Origin of the sequence: Prevotella sp. P6B4 (assembly GCF_000619985.1) — a bacterium.
In the GTDB taxonomy this organism is placed as follows: domain Bacteria; phylum Bacteroidota; class Bacteroidia; order Bacteroidales; family Bacteroidaceae; genus Prevotella.
In genome coordinates this window covers 1-24,625 of sequence record NZ_JHVE01000030.1, presented here as the reverse complement: position 1 = coordinate 24,625, position 24,625 = coordinate 1, and the positions used below count along the sequence as shown (strand labels likewise).

Genomic DNA, 24,625 nt, shown 5'->3' with positions numbered 1-24,625 from the left:
AGGCTTTAAGTTTGGCGTAGGCTATCATTACGTGATCCGTCGTAACGGAGAAATTGAGGCTGGCCGACCGGAATGGATGGTGGGTGCGCACTGTGTGAACCACAACAAGTATTCGATAGGCGTGTGCTACGAAGGTGGTTACGACGCCCGTGGTCAACCCGCCGACACCCGCACCCCGGCTCAGAAGTCAGCCCTCCGCCAGCTACTCGCCGACCTGCACCGTCGCTACCCCCGCGCCGTCATCGTAGGCCATCACGACCTGAACCACCGGAAGGCCTGTCCCTGCATAGCCAACGTAGCCCGCGAGTACGCCGACCTCCAGCCGGAGTAAACCCAACAATCCCCGCTCAGTGGTGGGGATTGTGTTGTGTCTTATTTCAGTTCAAATTGTTTCGAAAGTAGTTCTTGGCTATTAGGACCAATCATGACATTGAATGCGCCAGGCTCCACAATATGTTCTAATTGGAGATTGTAGAAACTTAGCAGGTCGTCTGTAATCTCGAATGTAACCGTTTGACTTTTACCGGGCTTCAGATGAATACGCTTAAATCCTTTCAGTTCTTTGACGGGGCGGGCAATGCTGGCTGATACATCGTGGATGTACAACTGGACAACCTCATCGCCGGCTCGTTTCCCTGTATTCGAAACTGTTATGCTTGCACGAATGACTTCACCTTTCTTTTTCTGAGTGGCACTCAAAGTCATATCGCTATATTTGAAAGTAGTATAGCTTAATCCATAGCCGAAGGGAAATACAGGATCGAGCGGACTGTCGAGATAGTTCAGAGCGTACTTTGAAAACCATTTCTGGTCAGTAGTGGGGCGTCCGGTTATCAGATGATTGTAATAACAGGGCTCGTGACCAGTTGATAAAGGGAATGTGGTAGTGAGCTTTCCACTTGGATTAACATCGCCAAAGAGTATGTCGCAGATAGCATTTGCGCTCTCACTGCCTCCAAACCAAACGTTTAATATGGCAGGGATATGCTCTTTCTCCCACTTCATGACTACTGGACGTCCTGTGAAATATACAATTACCACGGGTTTGCCAGTTGCTTTGAGCGCTTTTAGCAGGCGCATCTGTGTGTCAGGCAAATTCAGGTCGCTACGACTGGATGACTCACCGGTCATTTCCTGCGACTCACCAATAGCAGCAACAATGATGTCGGCTTGACTTGCCACTGCCAATGCCTCGTCGAGCAGTTGCTGTTCTGTGCGTGCATCACGTATGCCTGTATCCCGATAGGCTCCATGGCTCTCTATTTTGGCACTCTCATAGAAATTACTCCCTTTTGCATAGAGCACTTTAGCACGGTTTCCTACAGCATCGCGCATGGCGTCTAACAGTGTGAGATAGGGAAAGTCGCGTACTGCCGATGGTGTCCACATGCCTAACATGTTCTCCTTTCCATCAGCCATAGGCCCTATCAAAGCTATTGTTCCTTTCCGGTCTAAGGGTAGCAGATTATCTTCATTCTTAAGCAGTACAACACTCTCGGTAGCCACTTTTCTGGCAAATGCCCGATGCTCGTCGGTAAACACCAGTTTCTTGATATCTTTCTTATCGCAATAACGATAGGGATTATCGAATAGTCCTAAGTCCCATTTTGCTCTCAGAATTCTACGGCATGCTTTATCGATGTCGGCCTCAGAAATCTTGCCTTCCTGCAACGACTTGGTTAGTGTACCAATGAATCCTCTTGAGCACATGTCCATATCGGTCCCTGCCTTCAAGGCTTTCATTGAAGTTTCCTGTTGATTGCCACATCCCCAGGTGATCGCTTCGTTGATACTACCCCAGTCGGTTACTACAAAACCCTTGAATCTCCACTCATCGCGTAATAGCTTAGTGAGAAGCCATGGACTCAGTGTGGCAGGCACATAATCGATGGTGTTAAATGATGACATAACGCTACCAACACCTGCATTCACAGCAGCGTGATAGGGGGCTAGATAATCGTTGTACATGCGAACACGGCTCATATCGGTGACATTATAGTCGAGCCCCGACTCAACAGAGCCATACAAGGCGAAATGCTTTACGCAAGCCATCACTTCGTTGGTATGGTAGGTGCCACCTTTGGTCTTGTCGCCCTGATAGCCTTTTACGTATGCTTCAGCAATTCTGCTTCCTAAGTATGGATCCTCACCGGCACTCTCAGCGATACGGCCCCAGCGTGCGTCTTTCGAAATATCAACCATCGGACTGTACACCCAGCAAATGCCATCGGCAGCTGCTTCGCTGGCAGCTATCCTGGCGCACTGTTCTATAGCCTTGATGTCCCAGGTACATGCCAGTCCTAATGGTATGGGAAAGATGGTGCGATAGCCATGTATCACATCCAAACCGAAAATGAGCGGAATGCCCAATCGGCTCTTCTCAACAGCATATTTCTGGACTTCATAAATTCTACTGGCATTCATCAAACCGAGGTAGCCACCGACAAGACCTTCCTGTAAATCCTTTTGTTCAACACCTTTCTGACCGATTCCTGTATCGATGCTGCCGGCATCAATCAGGTTTAACTGACCGATTTTCTCCTCAACAGTCATTCGTGACATTAAGTCGTCAATAAACTTATCGCCCTTGTCGGTTACGTCTTTAAACATGAACTTTTCTAAGATTTCCTTTGAGTCTACCTTTTGTACGCATCCGTTATAGCGGTCGATGGCGATACTGGCCGCTATGGCAGAACTCTGACCTAACACCATGAAAACAGGTTCCATGCGGATAGAACCGTATGCAATATGGGAGGCCGACAGACAGACGGGGACTATCAGATTGGATGCCTCTTCCTGTTTAGGAGTGATGGCACCATACGATATTGGATAAATGCCTGCTGGCGGAACCTCGACATTGCCTTCATTTTTCACCATACCGTTTACTATGCAGCGGCTGCAGTTATGGCTGTCCATATTATAGGCAGCCCAGCCTATAGAGTCGGTAGCTATAATCCGGCGCTCACAGTGAGCTTGTGTCATAACGGTACGTCCAATCATGCGACGTGCTTCACGGATGTACAACTGGGGTGTGAAGTGATTACTCTCTGCATACTCATCCTTGGGATAACCCCAATGTTTGATTTCATCACGTATGCTCTGTGGTATTCTGGGGTCGTGCCCCACGAAATATAGTAAGCCCTTCGTGTAGTCCAGGTGATCCTTGAATATCTCATCACGTTTGGCATAACTTCCCTCGGGATAGTCCCAGTTGGCACCAATCATGTCGGTCGAAAAACCATTACGGTTGTTGATGTCTGTCTTATGGTTTGGCATCATCGACCAGATGAAAATCTGATTGATACTGGTTGGCTTCTGCTTCTCAATCTGGCGTATCAACAGTTCATACTTCTCGGGCGCATAGTTCTCGGGTTTAGTGATTTCTATGCGGTTGGCTGGATTGTTTGTTAGCGTTATGCGGAAATTATAGGCCTGCACACGCTTGTCGCCATTGCCCTGAGCGCCCATTTCTACAGGTTGGATGCCATAAAGAATACCGCTGGCAGGATTGCCTTTCTCTACATAGGGATCGATACCGTCGGGCAGCTGATGACCATCAAGCATCTGTACACCATTGAGCGTTTCATGATAGGTTGCATTCGACTCACGACCTACCGTGTATGATACTCCAGCCCGGGCCATCAGGTCGCCTTCGTAGCTGCAGTCAATAAACACTTTTGCTTTTACCTTACGCGTCTTTCCTGTTACAGGGTTCTCGAGCGTGATACTTTCTATTTTATGTTTGTTTTTCTGTGCTGACAGAATGCGGTTTTGGTAGAGCACCTGTATATTTGAGTCATTCAGATATTTCTGGTAGATTTCAAGTGCGACATGTGGCTCAAAGGTAAAGGCAGCCTCTTTCTTTCCATAATGGGCACCCACCTGACGATAGAAATCCATAGCCATACCCTTGATGATATCTACATGTCCGATATCGGTCAGACCAAGTCCACCAGTTGTCATACCTCCAATTCTTGTGGTAGGCTCTATCAGCAATACGCTTTTACCTTGTTGCTTGGCTGTATAGGCTGCTATCACGCCAGCCGATGTGGCGCCATACACGCACACATCTATAGGCTGGGCGTTGATAGTCAGGGAAACGCAAGCTAAAATAACTGTGATTCCTTTTCTTAACATATAACCAATAATAAAACAGATTAATATTCAGGGTTCTGAGTGAGTTTGGGGTTCACAAGAATATCATCGGCAGGAATGGGCCAGAGATAATTCTTCTTGGCATCGAACTGCATCTGATAGAACTTAACGATATAGCCATTGGCTTCCATCTCACTCAGGTCGGGGATGCCATTCTCATCGATGGCAGGAACACCACCTACGGGGAAATTGCCATTGTCCCAGTTGTCGAGTATCTGCTGGAACCCTACGGAGAGATCCCTGTTCGACTCTGCACCTCGTTTCCCGTTCCAGGCTGCAGATCCAGACCACGAACGGTTGAGATAGTACATGGGTACATTATGCGTCTTTTCCATAATGTGCCAGCGCAATAGGTCGCGATAACGGATACCCTCGAATGCAAACTCTGAACGACGCTCTATCCTGATGAGCTTTCGGATGGCAGCCTGCGAAGTTGCCATGGCACGTGGATAGGCGATGTTGGTACCCTGATAAGCGCGCTGACGTACGAGATTAACAGTCTTGTCGAGAATCTCTTGGGTACACTTGCCAAGTTCGTTCATTGCTTCTGCATACGACAACAGTACTTCAGCATAGCGCATATATGGATATACATTATCGCCGATATTCGAGTTTGAACGATAGTCGGTCCAGTTGTCCTTCCTGAATTTACGGATAATCAGACTATTGTAGGCCGAGTGCTCGTTTGCACCTTTACCATCGGTGTTAACCACCATCTGACCGGTAGAAACCTGATAGACGTTGACGGCATAAGGGTTAGGATTATACTCGTAGCCATAAGCAATATAGTCGGGATACTTCTCTGGGAAAGTGCCATCGACCTTTGATTGTTCATACTCATCGAAATCTTTAGAATACTTTGTCTTGAAAGGCTGAATGGTGCAAGCCAGTCGTGGGTCGCGGTTCTCGAACGGATCCTTGGGATTGTAGAGTGGTGACTCATCGATGGGCAGACCGTCGATACAGGTGAATGAACAGAGTAGGGGTAATGATGGGCCTGTGTTGCAATAACCACCAATCTTACGTGTCACGTAGTTGGGTAGGGCACTGAAGAAACCTACACCATATTTCAGGTTAATATCAGCCTTAAAATAGAATATGAGTTCAGGTGATGTGTCGGCTGTGAACAACGAGGCAAAGTCGTTATGGAGTTGATATGTACCTAACGCCATGCACTGCTCGGCAGCTGTGGCTGCAATCTGCCAGTCGCCGTGGAACAAGGCTATACGAGTCTTGAAGGCCAATGCGGCTCCTTTGGTTGGACGCATGGTGCCTACGAATTTTTCTGGCAATAAGCTATAGGCTTTGTCCAGACATTCGTAAGCAAACTGCAATACCTCGGCTTTTGGACTGCGCTCTGCCTCGTAGGCTTCATCAAGCGACATGCCAGTCTTATTTAATACACAGTCGCCATAGTACATAGTCAGTGTGCCATAGGCACAGCCCACCATGAAGTAGGCTTCGCCCTTATATTGGTTGAGCTTGGCTTCGGTGATACCAGCAGGCGTCTTATTTTCCAAAGCATCCAGAATCTTCAGCGATCTTGAGATGGCTTTGTAGGCACTCGACCATCTTTCGGTAGTGGTACCCGACTGAGAAGTGACGGTGCCCAATGTGAATTCGTTAGATCCATTACGGTTCAGAATATCATCGTCCCAATCTAATCCATCGATAGGAAAGAATGCTGTTCGCCATAGGTCGTTCAACGACATTTCGGTCTCTTCCTCGTCGTTGTACCAGTTCTCACTTGATGCTTGCGACAATGGATTAATGTCGAGGTTGGCACAGGAACTTAAGGTCAGCATCAGAACCAGAAGCGGGAAATATATCTTTTTCATAATCATTGTTCTTTATTGAATAGTTTTTATAATGAAATATTGAATCCAAACACATAGGATGAAAGCAGATAGTCGCCACTGCCGTATTCTGGGTCGTATCCTTTAGGATAGTTGGAGAAGGCAGGCAGATCGCTGGCACTGAAGTATACTCTGAGTTTTTTAACCTTGAACTTGCTGGTGATAACTGCAGGAATAGTGTATCCCAGAGTGATATTCTTGATGCGCATATAGGCACCGTTAAACAGGTAGAAATCGCTCATGGCCAGCGTGTTTGCAGTGTTTGATGTCAGCTTAGGATACTTCATCTGTGCATTCTGCTCATCGGTGTTGTAAGGACTCCAATGATTGTTGACAAGCAGTTCGGGAATGCTGGTGGTCTGATATTCGTATGCGTTCACCCAACTACTTTTGATGTAGGCTAACTGATGACCGATACCCTGGAAAGACAGGTTGAAGTCGAAATCCTTCCAACTGGCCCATAATGAACCGCCATACATCAACTCTGGCATAGAGTTACCTAAACGTACACGGTCGCCACTGGCAGTGATGTTTCCGTCTTCGTTGATATCGGCATAACGGATGTTACCTGGTCCATCGTTCTTTGTCAGTACGGCTATGGGGGTACCATCGGCATCAGTCATGGCTGCTTCGTTCAGGATGATTCCTAAATTGCGATAACCATACCACTCGTTGTAGTAAGAGCCCTCTTCGGTCAGTTTGTTATCGCTGATAACTTGTTTGTCGGCCATATAACCCATTTTTGACCGATAATCAGAGATGTTGAAGTTGGCACCATAAGAAAAATCGCCAATATGGTCGCGCCACGACAGTTCCACATCCCATCCTCTGGTATGCATATCGGCAACATTGTTCACTGGTGAGTTGTAACCGAAATAGGAGGGGAATCCAATCTCAAGTAGCATGTCGGTGGTCTTCTTGTAATAATAATCGAACGAAAAACGGAGTCGATCAGAGAAGAATGCTAAGTCGGCACCTGCACCATAAGTGGTAGTAGTCTCCCAGGTAATGTCGTTGAAGGCATATTGAATTTGGGATGCTGATTGCAGCGCATCAACCCCGCCTGTAGAGTTAGGCAGATAGGTTGTCCCGAAAGTAAGCAGAGCCTGATAAGGGAACTCAGAGCCGATGCGCTCATTACCAAGTTTTCCTATCGAGGCACGTAGCTTCAGATAGCTGAGTGTGCCTTTCTTGAACCAAGGTTCTTCTGAGATGACCCAACCTGCACTAACCGAAGGGAAGGTTCCCCAACGATGTCCCTTGGCAAAACGTGATGAGCCGTCACTGCGAACGTTGGCCTGGAGTAAATATCTGTCGGCATAGGAATACATGATACGTCCGAATACAGAGCGATAGGCATTATGTCCTGCGCCACCGCTGTTATACTGCTTGTCGGATGAGCCCAGATCCAGATAAGGGAAATTATTGAGTGAGTAATCATTACGCTGAGCACTCTCATTCTCATAAGAATAGGTATAGTCTTCATAACCAGCCATGGCACTGAATGAATGATGGTCGAGTCGCAGTTTGTAATTGGCAAAGAACTGCTTGGTCAGGCTGTAGTTGTCGTTACGGGTCTCCGTCAGATCGGTAGAGCCGAAGCCTGTGCCGTAGATCATGTCACCATTCAGGCGGCGAACCTTATATTTGGTGCGGAAGGTCTTGCCTTTGTAGAAGGCTTTATTGGGTGCAATGACAGCAGAAATAGTGAGTCCCTTGAATGGCGTTACATCAAGTTGGAACTTACTGTTAAGGATGTAATTGTCGCCTTTTGTTCCGCCACCATATTTCAGGGCTGCTAACTGGTTGTCGCCGTCCTTAGCGTCGGCCAAAGAGCCATCAGACCAATAGGCTGCGTAGATAGGAGCACGGCGTGTAAATCCTTCAAGCGCTGTATATTCATTTGCACCAAACGGTGTATTGGTACGGCTATATACAACGTTAAAATCTACATTGGCATGAATCCAGTTATTAATCTGATAGTCGTTGTTTACTCTTACATTCAGTTTCTGGTAGTCCTTACCTTCATAAAGCGCTTCAGTGTCGTAATAGCTTAAGCTCAGGTTGGTCTTCAACTTCTCTGTTCCTCCAGTCAGTCCGATTGTGTGCTTCTGATGGTGTTTTGAACTCTTAAGATAACCCATCCAGTTGGTATCGGGATAACTATCGGGATCGGCTTGATGCATCTGGGCGTAATTCTCAATGAATTCCTGCGTGTAGGCAGAGTAGAGAGAGGAAGCACCATCGTTATATTTCAGCTCATTCAGACCGGTCATCCATTCTACGGCATTACCAAACTTCGGCATGGCCGTTGGTGTGTCAATGCCATATTCCATGTTGTACGACAGGCTGAACTCGTTGGTCTTGGCTCGTTTGGTGGTGATAAGAATAACACCAGCGGCAGCTCGCGAACCGTAAATAGAAGCCGATGCGGCATCTTTAAGAACCTGAATGCTCTCAACGTCTTCGGTTGATACATCATCTATGCTACGAGCTGGAACACCATCAATAATAACAAGTGGATCGTTGGTTGAGATGGTGGTCACACCACGTACCCGGATTGTAGCACTCTGGCTGGGATCGCCATTGGAACGCGTTACCTGTACACCCGACATCTCGCCTTGAAGAGCTGTCGACAAACGGGCTGTTACTTTGTCCTTCAGTCTGTCGCTGCCGACCTGAGTCATGGAACCGGTCAGGTCGGATTTACGAGCCGTACCATATCCGATAACAACTACATCGTCTAATGCCAGCGTGTTATCCTCGAGTGTAATCTCCATGTTGTCTGAAACAGGTATTTCCTTGGTAGTACAGCCAATATAGGATATCACAAGAATAGTTCCTTTATCAACATCAAGCAACAAAGTTGCCGTCGTAGTCGGTTACCGTACCGTTTTTGGAGCCCTTCTGCATGATGGTTGCTCCAATAACAGGTTCGCCTTTACTGTCGAGTACGCGGCCTTTGCTCTTTTGTTTTGCGTTGGTTGGGGACGATGGTTTGTCTGTAATGACAATAGATGTACTCGAAACAATGCGATAACCGAGGTTGCGGCCTTTAAGTACTGCATCGAGCACTGTTGGTACAGGTTGAGATGTAAATGATGCATTGATGTCATTGCGCGAATCAATGACGGCATCACGATAGGAGAAACGGTAGGTGGTTTGCTTCTCAATCACTTTGAACACCTGTCTGAGACTGGCATTCTTTACATTGATTGTCACGTTCTGCGTTTGTGCGCTGACTGTGATACTAAAAAGACACATGGTCCAGATAGCAATCAAAAACTTTAATTTCAACATTTTCTTCATTTTAAATTAGTTATTGATGAATACTTTTGGGGGTTCTTCAATGGTATAGACAACCATTTTTTGAAAAAGTACCAAAAAAAGTGCCAAATGCTAAAAAAAGCATCCGACACCCTTCATCACTACCTAATATAGATATTGTTACCTTTGACCATTGTCTTGAAATGATAGGTCTCTTCAAGTATTCTTAGACATTCTCCTAAATCCCTACTTGTCATAATTCCCGTGAAACGGTCGTTGAGGACTTTCTGATTATCAAAGTGAATAGTCACTAAATACGTATCTTCTAATTGTTTGAATACGCTATTAAGTGGAACATTTCTGAATATCAGTTCATGACGTAGCCATCCGGTAGCTTCGGTAACATCTTTGAATGTGCGTACAGTCAAACTGCCATTTCCTTTTTGATGGATAAGTTGCTGATGTGGTGAAAGAATCATTTCTTTGGCAGAGATTTTGGAAATGAACTGCACACTTCCTTCCTCAAGATACAATTCATCAATGTCGGAACGGTGTCGGGATTTCAGATTAAACTCTGTACCTAACACTTTTACTGTCATACTCTCCGTATTGATAGAGAAAGGACTCTCTGGGTTTTTGGCCACTTGGAAATAGCCTTCTCCCTCGAACGCGATATGCCTCTGACTGGTGTTGAAATCCTTAGGTGAATAAGAGAGTACAGTCTCTTCATTGAGGGCCACCTTGGTGCCATCAGGCAGTGTGATGTTGGCACGCTCCCCAAATCCTGTAGCAATCTCGATGGTTTGAGCCTCCAGTTTTAGGTTGTCCTGATAGACCAGGTAGAGTGAAATCAATAGAACTGGCAGAATGAAGAGAGCTGCCACCTGCATCCAACGATAAACCGTATGCCAGATGCTAACCTTCTTAGCTTGATACACTGGCTCTTCTGCCAAGTCACCTATGCGTTGGCGTATTCGCATCATGACATCTTCGTCAACACCTGTCGTGTCGATTTCGTCATTGAGCCAGTCATCCTGGATGACTGCCCCCAATTGCTCGTCGGTCTGAGAATTAACATATTCCCTAAGGGTTGTCAATTCCTCGGGGCTGAGACTGTTTCTGCGATATTTATCTATTAATTCTTTCATCTGTTATTTATAGACATCTAAATTTGAAAAATGTACCAAATAATCACAACTAAGATACTAACCAGATTAAAAGTACGACTGTTGAAACACCTAATTTCTTTTTAAGGGTCCTTAAGCCTATTGAAATTTGGTTCTTGACCGTCTGTTCGCTTAATCCGAGCTTTTCGGCTATTTCCTTGATTTTCAATCCTTCCATCTTGGCCAATCGTATGACCTCCTGCTGTGTCTTAGGTAAACGATCTACCTCATATATTATCTTATCCTCAAATTCCTGGTATTCTAACTGCTGACTAACAGTGTCGGCAGAAATACTATTCTGATAGTCAACATAGTCAGCAAATATCGGGGAGTTTACTCTTGAGCGGAAGGCGTTTACTAAGAAATGTCGGGCACGTAAGAATAAGAGGTATTTCAGCGCTTCACCCTGACGGATGGTATGCTTATTACGCCAAAGCCATAGGAAAACATCGCCTACAATCTCTTCAGCATCCTCTCTTCGCTTACAGTATTGAAGACAGAAAGCATATAGGCGTTTGGCATACATCTTATAGATGGTGTCAAATGCCAGTTCTGATCCTTCTCGGAGTTCGTTGATTAGTAGTTGGTCGGTCATATAGAGTTATATTCTTGCCGGCAAAGGTAATCATTTTTTTCGATTAAACAAATTTTTATATCACAAACTTGACAAATTCGACTTTTTTGTTTACGTTTACTCACGTATATATCTGCCGGGACATCGATAAGGTGTTCCGGCTTTTTTATGGAAAGAGTCTTGTGAATAACTTTTTTTATTAAATAAAACTTGGAACTTAATGAATCTTTTCTTATATTTGCAGCAATATTATTACTCATTTATTACTAACCAAAAATTAGAAGCTCTATGAAGAAGTTTGTTTTTATATTTATTGCACTCATAGCTCTCAGTCAGAGTGTATGTGCACAGGGAATGACTGCTACGCTGCAAAGTGGAGATAATCTGTTGATATTTTATGGTGTGGATGCCTTTAAGGATGCTTATACGGAGGCTAAAGACGGCGACCAGATTACGCTCTCTTCCGGTACCTTTAATGCGACAGAGGGAAATGTATCTAAATCGGTTAAGATAACAGGTGTTGGGGCTTATGAAGAAAGTCAGAATACTATTATTGCATCATTGAACGTCACTGGATCGGATGTTCGTATAGAGAGTATTAGGTTTACTGGCACACTGTATGTCTCAGGTTCAACAAATCTGATTGTCACTCGTTGTTGGGTGGAGAAGTTGAATGCTTCAAGCGATTACACAAACGCCTTATTCGATCAGTGTGTACATAAAGAAATCAAAGGTATGCCTTATGCTATTGATTTTACATTTAAAAATTGTACCATTAATGATTTCTCTGATTCAAACACTACCTCTAACATTGGAAGAATCCTAAATTGTGTCGTATATTTTTATGCTAGTTGGTATGATATTCACAAAAGGCCTTATGCCATCTACAAAAATTGTTTGTTGGGTGCAGAGGCTCTAATGGGCTCTACAGCTACCGTATCATGTACTGCTCCTTCTGAGTTTTATTACAATGTTGGCTTCTTTGTGAAGAATAATTCGGGAACTGTTAACTTTGAAACGACATCAGCCTCTCTGGCATCCAATAATTCTGGTGGAACCTATGGCGATATTTTCAATGGTGAAATGCTTTTTCCTGCTAAGCCTCAAAACATACCTAACGGTGATGATGGTACGGTTGTTGGCCCTTATGGCGGAACGGGATTCTCTCAGTATCCTGCTATACCTCGTGTTATCAGCAAGAATATTGATACCCATACCAATGACGAGGGTAAGCTCAATGTGAAGATTGTGGTAAAGGCAGAAAACTAAAACAGAGATGATGATGAAAAGGTGGTTTTTATTATTAATCTCCAGTGGACTGCTTTTGACAGCGCAGGCTGACGACCGCCAACTGAGTAAACTTCAATATTGGTTTGACGACAACCAGTCGGCCATGGCGGAGCAAACACTCAGCGGTACGAAGCAGACTATCGACCAAGCGGTTGATGTGAGTGGTCTGCGTGAAGGCATGCATACCTTGTATTTCCGAATAGGGGATACGACAGGACAATGGTCGCCTTTGCAGGTATGGACATTCTTTGTTGCTCCGATTCGTGACAAAGGTGCCAAGGCCATCAAGGCAGTGGAATACTGGATAGATAAGAATCTTGCAGATCGCAAGACTGCGGAAGTGAGTGGTGACACTTGGCAGCAGGCATTTGACGTCGCCGGTTTGTCGGAAGGCATCCATACGCTGAACTATCGCTTTGTGGATAATTACGGCGATTACAGTCCTGTATCTCAAGCTATATTCTCGAAAATCCAGAAGAAGGCGACACAGATTAAGAAGCTACGCTACTGGTGGAGCAATCGCACAGATATGATAGAGGAAGTGGAGGCCGACCAACCGTCATTTACATACGAAAGTCTGCTGAAAGTTCCCGGATATGCGCGGCAAGACCCGTTGACAGATAAAGGTGTGGCTCGCTTTAACTGTGTGGCAGTTGACGACCAAGGTCGCCAGTCGGCATCCTTCTATGAGGATGTTATCTATGCCACAGGCCCTGAGTTGATAGTGGATAGATATTCTGCAACTGCAGGTACTAACATCAGTCTCTCATGGAGCTATACTGATGCCAGTGGTGTTAAGGATTACATGGTTTATTATGCTAAGGATAACAGTCCTTATGTATTGTATGACCCTTCTACCAATGCCACTTCTATGGAGTTCAAAGGAGATAAAGGTGCCTATCGTATCTTGGTTGTTGCCCGTAATAATAATGGTCAGCGTACCAGTATGGATGACGAGTGGTCTGTCTTGGTCGTTTTTAATTAAAAAAGGCAATCAATATGAGAACAAGATATTATATTATTCTGTTGTCTTTCCTCTGCCTGTGGACAAACCTCGCATATGCTGGTGGTATTAAAAGGATCAAGGTGGGAGGATGTGTGGGCCTATATGTTTCATGGGCAGGAGGCGTACTCGAAAGTGCCAGTTGGTCAGTCTCTGGCAGTTGCCTTAGAGATGGCTATGGCGTATCTGGCTCCCGTACGATTTGGGGCGTCAAACCTGGAACAGGAACTGTTTCCTGTAGTTATCGTTACTATACGTTCAATTATTTCGATCATTCCAAGGTTTATCACAATGGCTATGATTCGTGGACCATTGAGGTGGAGTCGAATGATCCGAAATCGGTATCGGTATCGCCTAATTCGGTTGAAATTGACGTAGGACGAACCGTAAACGTTTCTGCCGACGTTTCACCCTATGACGCAGAGTACAGTTTGTCATGGTCATCTTCCAACTCAGGAGTGGCTTCTGTAAGCGGGTATGGTAATTCGGCTACTATAACAGGCGTTGCAGAAGGTACTACCACTATTTCTGCCACAACAAATAACAATGTAACCGGCAGCTGTAACGTGAAGGTTTGGGGAATATCGCCTACGGAAGTATCTATCTCCGGTGAGTCGGGGGTATATATTGGATATACCATACAGTTGAAGGCAGGTTTCACACCTTCTACGCACCACTCAACTGTTACATGGTCGTCGGACAAGACTGCTGTGGCAACGGTCAATCAAAATGGTGTGGTGACGGGAATTGGTTCGGGAACGGCTGTTATCAAGGCTACAACAGCTAATGGTCTGTCGACAACAAAGACGATTACAGTGACGGAGCCTCCGTTTACGTTGGAGAAGACTACTCCCACAAATGGGGCCACCAATGTGACGGTATTCGAGCAGCCCTCTGCTACTTATTCTCTTTCACTTTATTCAGGCTCCCTGGCTTCGCAGATAAAACTGTATGCCGGTTCGGAGTCGGACAAAGTTGACGGACAGGTGAGTATCTCTGGAAAGACGGTGACTTTTGTGCCTACAAAAGCACTCAAGCCCTTTACCAAATATACCTTCCTGATTCCGGCAAATGGTGTAAAGAACCAATGGGGTACCGGCTACTCCAAGGACGTCAGCTTCTCCTTTACAACGGGCGATGTCTCACCCATGACGATGACTGCGTCGATGGCGGCTGGCTATGTAGAGGAAGGCGACCTGTTGGTGCTGAAAGCCAGTGAGAGTGATGCCGAGATACGTTATACCACTGATGGCTCGGAGCCTTCGGAGAACAGTAAGCTCTATACCTCGTCCATTGTTATCAATAAGGAGGTGACGATATGGGCACGAGCCTATAAAAATGGTTATGCTACACCGGAATATAAGGGCACTTACAAGATCAGTCATGTTCATGTCACCGATAAGTATCCGGTGGATGAGCAGTTGTATATCTACAAGGACGTGAATCCTTATATCAACTATGAGATCAATGTCATGGAGGGTCCGCAATTCTCGAATCTGATGGTCAAGAGAGAGGATGGCAAGGTGGTGAGCGGTAAGTTTATCCTGCACCTGAGGCGTTTGGCCTTTGTTCCTGATAACGATCTGGAGTTGGGTCACACTTATACGATTATAGTTCCTGAAGGGGCTGTGGTGTCGGGTGACAGCGAACCCAACAAGGCCATGCAGTGGAGCTTTACCTCAGGCGAGTTTGTTCGCAGTATATCAGCTGGTTATCAACAGGCTGCTGCTGTGCGTACTGACAACACCCTGTTGTATTGGGGAAAGAAGATGAACCAGTATAATGGCGGTGATTATACAGACTATGCACTATGGGAAAGTCCTCGTGAGATTGCCAGTGATGTCAGCGTGGCCAGTTGTGGCTTTACGCACAATATCTTGGCAAAGACCAATGGCCAGGTATGTGGCTGGGGCTTGCAGTTCTGTGGTGAGGTAGGAACAGGTTCTACGCTCATTGCTAATCCTGCAGTGGTCTCTAATGAAAACGCTTCGCAGGTAGTGGCAGGTCCACAGGTTTCGGCCATCCTGAAGGATGGTACATTGAGGATGGCTGGTCGTAATGATTTCGGTCAGGTTGGCGATAGGACCAATATGGCTTATTATCTGTACCAGGATGTCAATCTGACGAATGTCAGACAGGTTGCCTTGGGTTGGCAGACTGTCATGGCATTGCAGCAGAATGGTACGCTTTACGGCTGGGGTGACAATGCGAATGATTTGTTGGCTGACGGCACCCAAAAGGATAGCTATGTGCCCAAGCAGATCATGGCAGGCGTTGATACCGTTGCCATCTCTAAATGGAGTAACACGAATGCTGCCGTGGTTAAGAATGATGGCACACTGTGGACCTGGGGATGGAATGATGTCGGACAGATAGGCGACGGCACAACAGTTCAGCCAGAAGGTCCTGTCCAAATCATGAATCAGGTACATGCCGTTGCTGTTGGAAACCGTTTCATGGCAGCCATTGATACTGATGGCGCACTATGGACTTGGGGTGACAATAGCTACGGGCAGCTGGGCGATGGCTCTACCACAGCTGTGGCACAGCCCCATAAAGTCATGGAGGAAGTGGAGAGTATCGAATTGGGTGATAACTTTGCTGTGGCATTGAAGGTGGATGGCAGTGTATGGACATGGGGTGCCAACGACTTATCACAGTTGGGTAATGGTGCGAAGTCGACATATAACGCGACACCCCAACAGATTATCTCTGGTCGCGAGCGGAAACAGGCGCAGGGTGTGCAGGTCATGGATGCTACACTTCAATTGCTGCCAGGTGATGACGCTGTTATCTGCGCCAAGCCAGTTCCACTTCAGGCCGACTACCATGAATGGAGCTGGAGCAGCTCTAATACGAATGTAGCTACTGTTGATAAACGTGGTGTGGTAACCGCCATTGCCTTAGGTACAGCTGTCATCACGTTGACCTCTGATAATGGGGAAACGGCTAAGTGTACCATTACGGTTGTAGAAGAGCTCGATGGCATTCAGTCGGTAGTGACACTTCCTGAAGTCTTTGACGTCTATAACCTGCAAGGACATAAGGTGCGCTCGAAGGCAACTGACCTCAAGGGGCTGTCAAAGGGGGTCTATATTATTAACAACAAGAAGGTGCTGGTTAAATAGCACCTTTTTGTTTTTCCGTTATCTGGTACAAGGCGGGAAGAGTGGGGTGTCCTTCCATGGCGATAAGGCCTTGTAGCGGAAGTAGGGATCTGTGCGCCTGAGTTGAAATGCTCTACGACTTCCAGCATCATAAACTTGTTTCGCCTTAGAAACAAAGTAGCCAGCGTAAAACGCTGGCTAGATTCGTAATTAAGTGTACCAAATTGATGGCATTGGTTGCTGTGTACTGGAATCGACTAATTTGTCGTCGATCTGTAATTTCTCGTCATTGGTTTCGTTCTTAGTTATCATAAGCATTCCTTTTAGGTGGTTTTTAGTTGCAGCAAATATACGCATTATTCGGGTTGGTTGTTCTCGAAAGTGCCTTTTTTTATATCTGATTAACATAAAAATGCAGTTTGCAGTATTTACATTCATATTTTATTCGTATATTTGCATCCGATTTATAAAAACAAATTAATAACGATGTACAACAAAATTAATCTACAACTGCGAATGTTGGCAGTACTACTGTGTGCTGCGTTTGCCCTCAAGGGCTTGTCGCAAACTGTTTTTACGCACCCCTGGCAGGGGAAGCGTGTGGCTTACTTTGGCGACTCGATTACCGACCCGCGTAACAGCGGCTCGAAAGTTAAGTACTGGGGCTATCTGGCCGATTGGTTGGATATTAAGCCTTACGTGTATGGGGTGAGTGGGCGCCAGTGGAACGATATTCCACGACAGGCCGATAAATGTTTCGAGGAGCATGGCGACAGCATTGATGCCATTGTAATTTTTATCGGTACCAACGATTACAATGCGGGTGTGCCCATAGGCGAGTGGTTTACCCAGAAACCCGAAAAGGTGGTGGCTGGCATACACGAGAAGAAGCACCCGGTGGACCGCTTGCATCGCTATCCGGTGATGACCGACAGTACGTATCGCGGACGTATCAATATCGCGCTTAATAAGGTAAAGCGCATGTATCCCACCAAGCAGATTATACTGCTCACGCCTATCCACCGTGCAGGCTTTTATGCCAACGACAAGAACTGGCAGCCTACCGAGGATTATACCAACCAGTGTGGCGAGTACGTGGATGCCTACGTTGAATCGGTGAAACAGGCTGGCAAAATCTGGGCGTTGCCTGTGATTGACTGGGGCGCTATGAGTGGACTCTACCCGCTGATGGATGAGCACGCTCAGTATTTCAAGAGTGCCGAGAACGACCGCCTTCATCCCAATGATAAAGGGCACGAACGCTTGGCCCGTACCCTTTACTATCAATTGCTTACTCTGCCGTGCACTTTTTAAGTGCTGGCACCATCAAAATAAAAAGTCCCTCTGATGTATGTCAGAGGGACTTGAGTTTATAGGGTAGGGGGAATTACTTCTCGCCCTTCTCCATCTTAGCCTTCAACTCAGCCAGAGCGTCGATATCACCGAGAGTTGTGCTAGCAGCGATATTCTCGATCTTTGGAGTGTCGTTCTTGCGAGCTGGCTTCTTAGCGGCCTTCTTCTCCTCACGAGCGGGATCCTCGAAAGTACGGCTGTGAGAGAGGATGATGCGCTTAGAATCCTTGTTGAACTCGATAACCTTGAACAGGAGAGTCTCACCTGCCTGAGCCTGTGAACCATCCTCCTTAACGAGGTGCTTAGGAGTAGCGAAGCCCTCAACGTTCTCCTCGAGAGCTACAACGGCGCCCTTCTCGAGCATCTCGCTGATCTTACCCTCGTGGATAGAACCTACAGCGTACTTACCCTCGAATACATCCCAAGGATTCTCCTCGAGCTGCTTGTGACCGAGAGAGAGACGACGGTTCTCCTTATCGATATCCAGAACTACAACCTCGATCTGCTCACCTACCTGTGTGAACTCTGAAGGATGCTTAACCTTCTTAGTCCAAGAGAGGTCGCTGATGTGAATCAGACCGTCAACACCCTCCTCAAGCTCAACAAATACACCGAAGTTGGTGAAGTTGCGAACCTTTGCAGTGTGCTTGCTGCCTACAGGATACTTAGTCTCGATAGCCTCCCATGGATCCTCGCGGAGCTGCTTGATACCAAGGCTCATCTTGCGCTCGTCGCGGTCGAGAGTCAGGATAACAGCCTCTACCTCGTCGCCAACCTTCAGGAACTCCTGAGCTGAACGCAGGTGCTGGCTCCAAGACATCTCTGATACGTGGATCAGACCCTCAACACCAGGCTGAATCTCAACGAATGCACCGTAATCGGCGATAACGACTACCTTGCCCTTTACGTGGTCACCAACCTTGAGGTCAGCATCCAGAGCATCCCAAGGATGTGGAGTGAGCTGCTTCAGACCGAGAGCGATACGACGCTTCTCGTCGTCGAAGTCGAGAATTACAACGTTGATCTTCTGATCGAGTTCTACCACCTTATGAGGATCGTCTACGCGGCCCCAAGAAAGGTCTGTGATGTGGATGAGTCCGTCAACACCACCGAGGTCAACGAATACACCGTAAGAAGTGATGTTCTTAACGGTACCCTCGAGGATCTGACCCTTTTCGAGCTTACCGATGATCTCCTTCTTCTGGGCTTCGAGCTCAGCCTCGATAAGTGCCTTGTGAGATACAACAACGTTGCGGAACTCCTGGTTGATCTTAACAACCTTGAACTCCATAGTCTTGCCTACGAACTGGTCGTAGTCGCGTATGGGGTGAACGTCAATCTGTGATCCGGGGAGGAAGGCCTCGATACCGAATACGTCAACGATCATACCGCCCTTAGTGCGGCACTTGATGTAACCCTGGATGATAGCGTCTGCCTCGAGAGCCTCGTTAACCTTCTCCCAAGACTGGCTCAGACGTGCCTTCTTGTGAGAGAGGATCAGCTGACCTTTCTTGTCCTCTGCGCTCTCTACGTAAACCTCTACCTTGTCGCCGATCTTCAGATCTGGGTTGTAGCGGAATTCAGAAGCGGGGATGATACCGTCGCTCTTGTAGCCGATGTTGACAACAACTTCCTTCTTGTCAATAGAGATAACTGTGCCCTCTACTACCTGATGGTCGGCAACCTTGTTCAGGGTTTCGTCGTAAGCCTTGTCGAGCTCTTCCTTGCTAACATTAGCTACTGTTCCGTGCTCAAACTCGTCCCAATTGAAATCGTCGAGTGGCTTAACGTTCTTTGTTAATTCTGACATAATAAAATTTTTTTTGTACCCCTCGTTTGTGTGTCGGGGCGGGATCTGGACAGACGTTTACCAGACCATTTTTAAAGGGTTAATAATCGATAGGAGCAAGCGCCTGTTCCGGCCCCTATTCCCCCTACGGGGGAGAAAGCGGCTGCAAAGGTACTACTTTTTTGGATAATAGCTGATGATTGATAGATGATAGGTGAAATATTTATGTTTATTTAACAAAAAAGAGGACCGACTCTCACGAGCTAGTCCCCTCCCATTCCAGTTTTAACCTTTTATACTTTACTTTACTAACTATTTAATTATACAACTATTCATTTACACAATGCCCTGAGCCATCATGGCGCTGGCAACCTTCATGAAGCCGGCTACGTTAGCACCCTTCACATAGTTGATGTAACCATCAGCCTGTGTACCGTACTTCACGCAGTTCTCATGAATGTCGTTCATGATGCGCTTCAGATAGTCGTCAACCTCCTTAGCAGTCCAGCTCAGACGCTCAGAGTTCTGCGACATCTCAAGACCTGATACTGATACACCACCAGCGTTAGATGCCTTACCAGGAGCGTACAACAGCTTGTTGTCCTGGAAGATCTTGATAGCCTCGGGGAGTGAAGGCATGTTAGCACCCTCAGCAACAGCGATAACACCATTGTCTACGAGAGCCTGAGCTTGCTCGCCATTGATCTCATTCTGTGTAGCGCAAGGCAGAGCGATATCAGCCTTCTCGTGCCAAGGACGCTCACCAGCGTGATATACTGCGTTAGGATACTCCTCGGCATATTCCTTAATACGTCCGCGCTCAACATTCTTCAGCTCCTTAACATAAGCCAGCTTGTCGAAGTCGATTCCGTCTGGATCGTAGATGTAACCGTCAGAGTCAGAGAGAGTCATGGGGATAGCACCCAGCTGCAGGCACTTCTCAGCAGCATACTGAGCAACGTTACCAGAACCAGAGATCAGCACCTTCTTACCCTTCAGCTCGATGCCACGAGTAGCCAGCATTGAAGTCAGGAAGTAAACTGTACCATAACCAGTAGCCTCAGGACGGATGAGTGAACCACCGAATGATAGACCCTTACCTGTGAGTACACCCTGGAATTGGTGTGTGAGCTTCTTGTACTGTCCGAACAGATAGCCAACCTCACGACCACCTACACCGATATCACCAGCAGGTACGTCCTCATCGGGACCGATAACGCGGTAAAGCTCGTTCATGAATGCCTGGCAGAAACGCATTACCTCAGCGTCGCTCTTGCCACGTGGTGAGAAGTCTGAACCTCCCTTAGCACCACCCATGGGCAGAGTTGTCAGAGAGTTCTTGAAAGTCTGCTCGAAAGCCAGGAACTTCAGGATACCCAGGTTTACACTCTTGTGATAACGCAGACCACCTTTGTAAGGGCCAATAGCGTTGTTGTGCTGGATACGGTAACCCATGTTGGTCTGTACCTTACCCTGATCGTCAACCCATGTGATACGGAACTCGCAAACACGATCGGGGATGCAAAGGCGCTCAATCAGATTGGCCTTTTCAAACTCGGGGTGCTTGTTATACTCCTCCTCGATAGTGGGAAGAACCTGAGAAACTGCCTGGATGTACTCCGGCTCATTAGGGAAGCGCTGCTTCAACTCTTCAACAACTTTTGCTGCATTCATAATCTTTAAACCTTTTTTTGTTATTGTTTGAAATTTAATTTCTTAATTCTGTTTGCAAAATTACAGTAAAACAACCGAAATAACAAACTTTTTATCACTTTTTTACTCAAAAAACTTTCATTTTGATAGATTATTGATTTAAGTCAAGACAAAATGACGAAAAAAAGCTCCTTTTTTGTGTCCGAGCACAAAAAAGGAGCCTATATAATATAATAATGTGTAAGCGATTACTTGCTTATTACTGACAATTTGCTCTTAATTTTGTCAACATACGCATCAATTGTCGCTACAGCCACGATATTTACGACATCTCGAACGCTGGCGCCGAAGTCGATAAAGTGGATAGGTTTGTTAAGTCCCATCTGGATCGGGCCGATGATCTCGGCATCGCTACCCAGCATCTGCAGCATCTTGTAGGATGAGCGGGCCGAGGTGAGGTTGGGGAACACCAGTGTGTTAACCTTCTGGCCCTTCAGACGTGTGAATGGGAACTCCTGATCGCGCAGTTCATCGTCGAGGGCAAAGCTGAGCAGCATCTCGCCGTCGATAGGCAGGTCGGGGTACAGCTCGTGCATCTTAGTTACGGTATCCTTCACCTTCAGGGCACCGTCGCTGGTGCTACTGCCGAAGTTAGAGTGAGATATCATGGCAATGACCGGCTTCTCGTTGAAGAAGCGTACGGCTGTAGCTACAAGCTTTGAGATATCGAGCAGTGCCTCACGGTCGGGATTCTCGTTCACCATGGTGTCGGCAATATAATAGGTGCCCTTAGGCGAGTTGATGATATGCATTGTACCGAAGTGTTTGTACTCAGGACGGATACCAATCACCTCTTTTACCACCTTTACGGTATTCGAGTACTTGGTGTACAAGCCAGTGATAAAGGCATCGGCCTCGCCGGTCTCAACCATCATCATACCGAAGTAGTTGCGCTCGAACATCTTATCGTTGGCCTCCTGGAAGGTATAGCCTTCGCGCTGGCGCTTCTCGGTCAGTATGCGGGCGTAGCGCTCGCGGCGCTCCTGCTCGTTGGGGTGGCGCAGGTTCACAATCTCAATGCCGTCCAGGTTCAGGTCCATCTGGGCTGCCATCTTGGTGATTACCTCGTCATTACCCAGCAGGATGGGGTAGCAGATACCCTCGGCCTTGGCCTGTACGGCTGCCTTCAGCATGGTGGGGTGAACGGCCTCGGCAAATACCACGCGCTGTGGGTGGGCAGCTGCAGTGGCGTAAAGCTTCTGGGTAAGCTTGGTTTCCTGTCCCAGCAGTATCGAGAGCGAACGCTTGTACTCGTCCCAGTCTTTAATATCCTTGCGGGCTACACCGCTCTCAATAGCAGCCTTGGCTACGGCTGAGGATACTTCGGTGATGAGTCGTGGATCGACTGGCTTGGGGATGAAGTAGTTGCGACCGAAGGTCAGGTTGTTCACCTTATAGACATCGTTCACTACGTCGGGTACAGGCTGCTTGGCCAGGTCGGCAATGGCGTGTACGGCTGCCAGCTTCATCTCCTCGTTGATAGCCTTGGCGTGAACGTCGAGGGCGCCACGGAAGATGTAAGGGAATCCGATAACGTTATTAATCTGGTTGGGATAGTCGGTACGACCGGTCGACATCAGTACGTCGGGACGTGCCTCCATGGCATCCTCGTATGAGATCTCGGGCACGGGGTTGGCCAGCGCGAAGATGACGGGATCCTTGGCCATCGACTTCACCATATCCTTTGAGAGTACATTACCCTTTGACAGTCCAACGAATACATCGGCATCCTTAACGGCTTCGGCAAGCGTGTGGATGTCGGTACGGCTGGTGGCAAAGAACTTCTTCTGCTCATTCAGGTCCTGACGCTCGGTAGAGATGACGCCCTTAGAGTCGAGCATCACAATATTCTCTTTCTTGGCGCCGATGGCCATGTAGAGCTTGGTGCAACTGATGGCGGCAGCGCCGGCACCGTTGACTACGATCTTTACCTTGCTGATATCCTTGCCGATAACCTCCATGGCGTTCTTCAGTCCGGCGGCGCTGATGATGGCGGTGCCGTGCTGGTCGTCGTGCATCACGGGGATGTCGAGGGTCTTCTTCAGACGGTCCTCAATATAGAAACACTCAGGTGCCTTGATGTCCTCGAGGTTGATACCGCCAAAAGTAGGCGCGATGCGCTCTACGGCCTCGCAGAATTTCTCGGGGTCTTTTTCGGCTACTTCAATATCAAATACATCAATACCACCATAAATCTTGAACAGCAGTCCCTTACCTTCCATAACGGGCTTGCCGCTCAGGGCGCCAATATCGCCCAGGCCCAATACGGCTGTACCGTTTGAGATAACTGCTACCAGATTTCCCTTGTCGGTGTATTTATATGCATCGTCGGGGTTTTCTTGAATTTCCAAGCAGGGATAGGCTACGCCGGGAGAGTAGGCGAGACTTAAGTCTGTTTGTGTACGATAAGCCTTTGTAGGCTTAACTTCGATTTTGCCAGGGCGTCCGCTCTCGTGATATTCGAGCGCGGCTTCTTTCGAGATCTTTACCATAAAGTGTATTATTTATAATGTGATTATTCTGAAATACGGGTACAAAAATACAAAAAACTAATGAAAAACATTTGGGTTTTTAGATTTTTTTTGTAACTTTGCTGCCAAATTGAATGATTATGCAAGAAAACATTGAAATTTCGAAGTATAAAAGGGGCTTGAGGGAGAGAATACCCGAAGTGGCAATGAAACTTTTTACTGAGCGGGGTATCAATTCGGTACGTATGGATGATGTGGCCCAGACCATGGGCATATCGAAACGTACCATCTATGAACTGTATAATAAAAAGGAGGATTTACTGTTCGAGGTGGTGGTGAAGCACTTCAGGCAGCGTTTGGATGTCATGGAACTGGTGACCAGTCGTTGCAATAACGTGATGGAGATACTGCTCGAAGTATATCGGATGAAGGTGGCTGACTTTAAGAATACCAATCCGCTCTTTTTTACTGAGATGGTGAAATATCCCGAATTGCAACAATTTCTGACAGAGCAGAATGACCACATGCGTGAAAACAGTTTGCTGTTTATCCAGCGCGGTGTGGATGAGGGCTACTTCCGTTCCGACTTGGATTATCAGATGGCGGTACTGCAGTTTGATGCCATGGGGCAATATGTCATGGAGAAGGAACTGTACAAGCAGTACTCCATTGAAGATATATTCCGAAACCTGGTGTTCGTGTCGCTTCGAGGGCTTTGTACCGATAAGGGTATCAAGGCGATTGATGCGATGCTTGAACAGAAATAATAAAGAAATCCCCGCTGGTTGTGATGTGACCCCGAAAAGTTGGACGATTAATTAAATATTAATTATTTATCTCTCTATAGTAGTGAGCTCGGTATATAGCCGGGCTCATTCCTT

Annotated in this window: 15 protein-coding genes; 6 read left to right on the top strand and 9 right to left on the bottom strand. The window is 46.9% G+C overall.

Annotated elements, in window-relative coordinates; all coding sequences use genetic code 11:
* Nucleotides 1-331 (top strand): N-acetylmuramoyl-L-alanine amidase (locus T491_RS0114665; protein ID WP_028904554.1); only part of this gene is annotated, 331 nt, incomplete at its 5' end.
* Nucleotides 332-372: 41 nt separating this feature from the next.
* Here T491_RS0114665 and bglX read toward each other — a convergent pair.
* The 6 genes from bglX to T491_RS0114640 form a co-directional block, all read right to left on the bottom strand.
* Nucleotides 373-4,137, bottom strand: a complete 3,765-nt coding sequence (gene bglX / locus T491_RS17515; RefSeq protein ID WP_081773410.1) for a beta-glucosidase BglX — start codon at nt 4,135-4,137, stop codon at nt 373-375.
* Between the two features lie 20 nt (nt 4,138-4,157).
* Nucleotides 4,158-5,993, bottom strand: a complete 1,836-nt coding sequence (locus T491_RS0114655; RefSeq protein WP_028904552.1) for a RagB/SusD family nutrient uptake outer membrane protein — start codon at nt 5,991-5,993, stop codon at nt 4,158-4,160.
* Between the two features lie 26 nt (nt 5,994-6,019).
* Nucleotides 6,020-8,842, bottom strand: a complete 2,823-nt coding sequence (locus tag T491_RS16720) for a TonB-dependent receptor (protein WP_231480267.1) — start codon at nt 8,840-8,842, stop codon at nt 6,020-6,022.
* Between the two features lie 22 nt (nt 8,843-8,864).
* Entirely contained in the window at nt 8,865-9,311 is a 447-nt protein-coding gene (locus T491_RS18150) for an STN domain-containing protein (protein WP_155950166.1), read from the bottom strand.
* 128 nt (nt 9,312-9,439) lie between these two features.
* A complete protein-coding gene (locus T491_RS0114645; RefSeq protein WP_028904551.1) occupies nt 9,440-10,426 on the bottom strand; it encodes a FecR family protein in 987 nt (328 codons plus the stop codon).
* 49 nt (nt 10,427-10,475) lie between these two features.
* On the bottom strand, nt 10,476-11,039 hold the full coding sequence (locus tag T491_RS0114640) for an RNA polymerase sigma factor (RefSeq protein WP_028904550.1): 564 nt from the start codon (nt 11,037-11,039) through the stop codon (nt 10,476-10,478).
* A gap of 267 nt (nt 11,040-11,306) precedes the next feature.
* Here T491_RS0114640 and T491_RS0114630 point away from each other — a divergent pair, with 267 nt between their 5' ends.
* From T491_RS0114630 to T491_RS0114605, 4 genes are all read left to right on the top strand, one after another.
* A complete protein-coding gene (locus T491_RS0114630) occupies nt 11,307-12,287 on the top strand; it encodes a hypothetical protein (protein ID WP_028904548.1) in 981 nt (326 codons plus the stop codon).
* Between the two features lie 7 nt (nt 12,288-12,294).
* The gene (locus T491_RS0114625; RefSeq protein ID WP_155950165.1) at nt 12,295-13,293 is read left to right on the top strand and encodes a hypothetical protein; all 999 of its coding nucleotides are present in this window, start codon (nt 12,295-12,297) and stop codon (nt 13,291-13,293) included.
* 14 nt (nt 13,294-13,307) lie between these two features.
* Nucleotides 13,308-16,439: an Ig-like domain-containing protein gene (locus T491_RS17240; RefSeq protein WP_081773409.1), complete on the top strand. Its 3,132-nt coding sequence runs from the start codon at nt 13,308-13,310 to the stop codon at nt 16,437-16,439.
* Nucleotides 16,440-16,904: 465 nt separating this feature from the next.
* Nucleotides 16,905-17,732, top strand: a complete 828-nt coding sequence (locus tag T491_RS0114605) for an SGNH/GDSL hydrolase family protein (protein WP_028904544.1) — start codon at nt 16,905-16,907, stop codon at nt 17,730-17,732.
* A gap of 73 nt (nt 17,733-17,805) precedes the next feature.
* On the opposite strand, the gene rpsA is transcribed toward T491_RS0114605, so the two are convergent.
* From rpsA to T491_RS0114590, 3 genes are all read right to left on the bottom strand, one after another.
* On the bottom strand, nt 17,806-19,581 hold the full coding sequence (rpsA, locus tag T491_RS0114600) for a 30S ribosomal protein S1 (protein ID WP_028904543.1): 1,776 nt from the start codon (nt 19,579-19,581) through the stop codon (nt 17,806-17,808).
* Nucleotides 19,582-19,896: 315 nt separating this feature from the next.
* On the bottom strand, nt 19,897-21,234 hold the full coding sequence (locus T491_RS0114595; protein WP_028904542.1) for an NADP-specific glutamate dehydrogenase: 1,338 nt from the start codon (nt 21,232-21,234) through the stop codon (nt 19,897-19,899).
* A 227-nt stretch (nt 21,235-21,461) separates the two neighbouring features.
* On the bottom strand, nt 21,462-23,765 hold the full coding sequence (locus T491_RS0114590; RefSeq protein WP_028904541.1) for an NADP-dependent malic enzyme: 2,304 nt from the start codon (nt 23,763-23,765) through the stop codon (nt 21,462-21,464).
* Nucleotides 23,766-23,950: 185 nt separating this feature from the next.
* On the opposite strand from T491_RS0114590, the gene T491_RS0114585 reads away from it, so the two are divergent.
* Nucleotides 23,951-24,511: a TetR/AcrR family transcriptional regulator gene (locus tag T491_RS0114585; RefSeq protein ID WP_197018882.1), complete on the top strand. Its 561-nt coding sequence runs from the start codon at nt 23,951-23,953 to the stop codon at nt 24,509-24,511.
* Nucleotides 24,512-24,625 lie beyond the last annotated feature (114 nt).